Genomic DNA, 3,012 nt, shown 5'->3' on the forward strand with positions numbered 1-3,012 from the left:
AGTGTGATTACCAAGGGATTATGTCGGTCTAATTACCGAGCGACTTTGTCGTAAATAGCATATCAGCCAGTTGCTAAACTGGCTACCTTTTATGCCGATTCAGCCAGAGCATTAGATTTTTCGACTCGCAATGCGGTGGTATTCATATTGTTTCTTAGCCACATGCTGCGCACACCGCCCGCGCTAATATCAACACCAAGGGCTTCACTGAGCTTTATCGCGACTTTCTGCTGACCAAGGTGAGGGTGTTCAATTGAGAATTGCACAACGGCGTCTTCTATCGCCTTATCCACACAGTTTTTGTGCCGTAGATTAGGTGTTTCTTGGCGTTTTAATGCTTCAGGGCCACCTCGCTTAACTAGTCTTAAGTGCCGATGAATAGTGTCTCGTGATACGCCACTTTGGCGTGATGCAGCGCTGACGCTTCCGAGTTTTTCGATTAACGCTAATACTTCAAGTTTCTTCTGTACTGCCAAGTCTTCTGATGCCAGTTTGCTTGGTTCATTAACTTCCGAGATCTTGAGTTTGCGACCAGCGAAGTGAGCGGTAAACCCTTTTTTACTCGTGTTCCTTATCTCGATTTTCTGATTGGCAATGGAGTGCTTGAGCGGTGAATCTATTAGGTAGAACTTATTGCCATAACTGAAGGTATGGTCGTTACGTATTTTACGATGGTCTTTAATGACGCAGATATCATCAAGGTTGATGTGTTTCGACAGAGGCGTAAATTCAGGTGCTTGCTTTGATTTTACTTGAACTTTCGACTGCCAGAACTGCGGAATGAAGACATGCTTAAGGTAGGCATTGGCAGCGGCAATATCGTTAATATTGTTCAACCTAAGCTCGGGAACAAGGCGGTCTTGGAAGGTATCGAATGCTCGCTCAATACGGCCTTTGCCTTGGGGTGAATTGGCAAAGATGATTTCAATGCCCAGCTCCTCACAAGCCCTCTGCATCTGTGAGAAGTTGCAGCGTTTAGGGCCGCCGAAGATACCGGCTCTGTCCACATAAAGCGTTTTAAACACACCTTTCGTTTCGATACATTCTCTCATGACTTTCAGGCATCCAACGGTGGTCTCTGACGGGAAGAATTCAGCATATACTTCACTGGTCGCATCATCAATCATGGCAATTAAACAGTGCTTTTTATCCCCAAACCAGCGATGTGGACTGCCATCCATTTGCATCATTAGACCCGGTGCTTCCATGCGCTCTCTGCGCTTTCGAACATTGCTACGTCTTCGTTTGGCTCGTTTAACGTGATGAATATCATGTGCCCAACCGCGTAGGGTTTCACGCTTAATAACAATGTTCTCATTCGTAGCTAATTGTTCAGCCAAGTGCAACAGATTCAAATCGTAATATTTTTCCTGAATCAATTTTTGAACCACTTTTTTTATTGATACCGGCGTTTTGTTGGGTGGGGCTTTGCCACTGTTACCATGAACAGCGAATTGAATACCGACTTGCTGATATTGCTTTACGTAGCGTTCAATAGTGCGTCGAGACTTACTGAGTAACTTAGCAGCATTGGCAATTGTTATCCTGCCTTCAACCACTTTAGCTATGATGTCAACGGTGAGTTGAGCTTTAGAATCCATCACAATCATCCTCAACATGCCTTCTAGTATTCCAAAAACAAAACACTAACAGACACGTAAAAAAGTGACCGACAAATTCCCTTGGTAATTAGCGATTACGACAGAATCGCTTGGTAATTAAGATACGACAAAGTCGCTTGGTGTTAACAGGCTTAACAAAATAAGTCTTAACTTAATCTGTCAGATTTAATTAACGGGACTTAATCAAATCTGACAGTCGCATATGTGCCAATTGCGGACGTTTGTAACGAGGCTGTAGAATAACTCGTTTTTTAATTTATTTTTATTGATGCATTAACCATAGCCGAGTTCCTATTTTGATTCAATCGGTTACTTCGATTTTACGTAAAATATAAAAAGAGGATTTGCTGTTGCTTTAATGGGCTTTTGGAAGGTATGACAGGTGTTTAAGTGGCTTATTTGGAGAGGTAGCAGCTTACCTTTATTAATGCGTCCTGTTTTGCAGCTTTTCTATATTATGAACTAAGCAATACAGTTGCCATTGGGCATTCACTTTCGTTTGACCGCGTAAGGTCAATTTATTCATGCCTTTGTTAACTGTAATATTCCCGAACACCGGTTCTATACAGCCAAGTCGTTTGCTGTACTGTCGTCGCCCGATTGGGCTGTCTATTTTGACCTTCATTTTGTCGATGTAGCTTAGCTTTTTACGCGATTCATCATTTTTAAACTGAACTTGCCGTCCTGTTTTTATAGGTGGCTTTCGCATACATTGCTGTTGCAGTGGGCATACCTTGCAATCTTTTAAGTAACCGCAGAATCGCGTATATTTTTGGTTGTGGCTGTTTACATTTATACCGCTTCGCCACATTTCATTGCCTGCGGGACAGCGGCAGGTTTGTGTCGTCTCATCATAATGGAAGTCGTCTGAGGTAAATAACCGTGGCTTGCCTTTACTGCGTTTTAGTCGGCGCTTTTCTTGCTCTGTCTCATAAGTTTCACTTTCTTTAAACAGCGGATTTCGTTTTCTAAATTGGTTATCCGCAATGTAAGTATCAAAGCCACTTTTCGCCATAAAATCAAGATTCACTTCGCTGTGAAACCCACTGTCTGCGGTAAACTTTATGGTGTGATTATCTGCTTCTTTTTTTGTATTGAGCTTAGTGAGCTGTTGTTTTAATTGCTTAACCGCTGGCTGTAAGGTTTGCTGCTCGCCCACTGTACCCCATGCCTGTGCTTGCAGTATAATTTGATGTTTATCGTCATTTATCGCTATCCCGTTGTAGCCTTGGATTGTACCTTTTGACGTGGTCATTTTCGCGCTATCAGGGTCGGTAATATTACTTTTAATGGGCTTGCCTTTGCTGCCCGTTTTTTCCTCGTGGGTCGCTAAGAACTCCGTGATTTTATCTGCACTTTTATCCAGCTTTTCTTTTTGCTTTAAATCCTG

Annotated in this window: 2 protein-coding genes; both read right to left on the reverse strand. The window is 42.6% G+C overall.

Translation table 11 applies throughout. The annotated features are described in order from the left end of the window. Positions 1 to 89: 89 nt before the first annotated feature. Complete coding sequence (locus H5182_RS21850) at positions 90 to 1,610, reverse strand: ISNCY family transposase (protein ID WP_182759251.1); 1,521 nt, start codon at positions 1,608 to 1,610, stop codon at positions 90 to 92. Positions 1,611 to 2,046: 436 nt separating this feature from the next. Then, on the reverse strand, positions 2,047 to 3,012 hold a 966-nt coding region (locus tag H5182_RS21855; RefSeq protein WP_220497123.1), incomplete at its 5' end, for a transposase.

It is taken from the genome of Pseudoalteromonas sp. SG44-17 (assembly GCF_014164235.1).
GTDB classification, from domain to species: domain Bacteria; phylum Pseudomonadota; class Gammaproteobacteria; order Enterobacterales; family Alteromonadaceae; genus Pseudoalteromonas; species Pseudoalteromonas rhizosphaerae.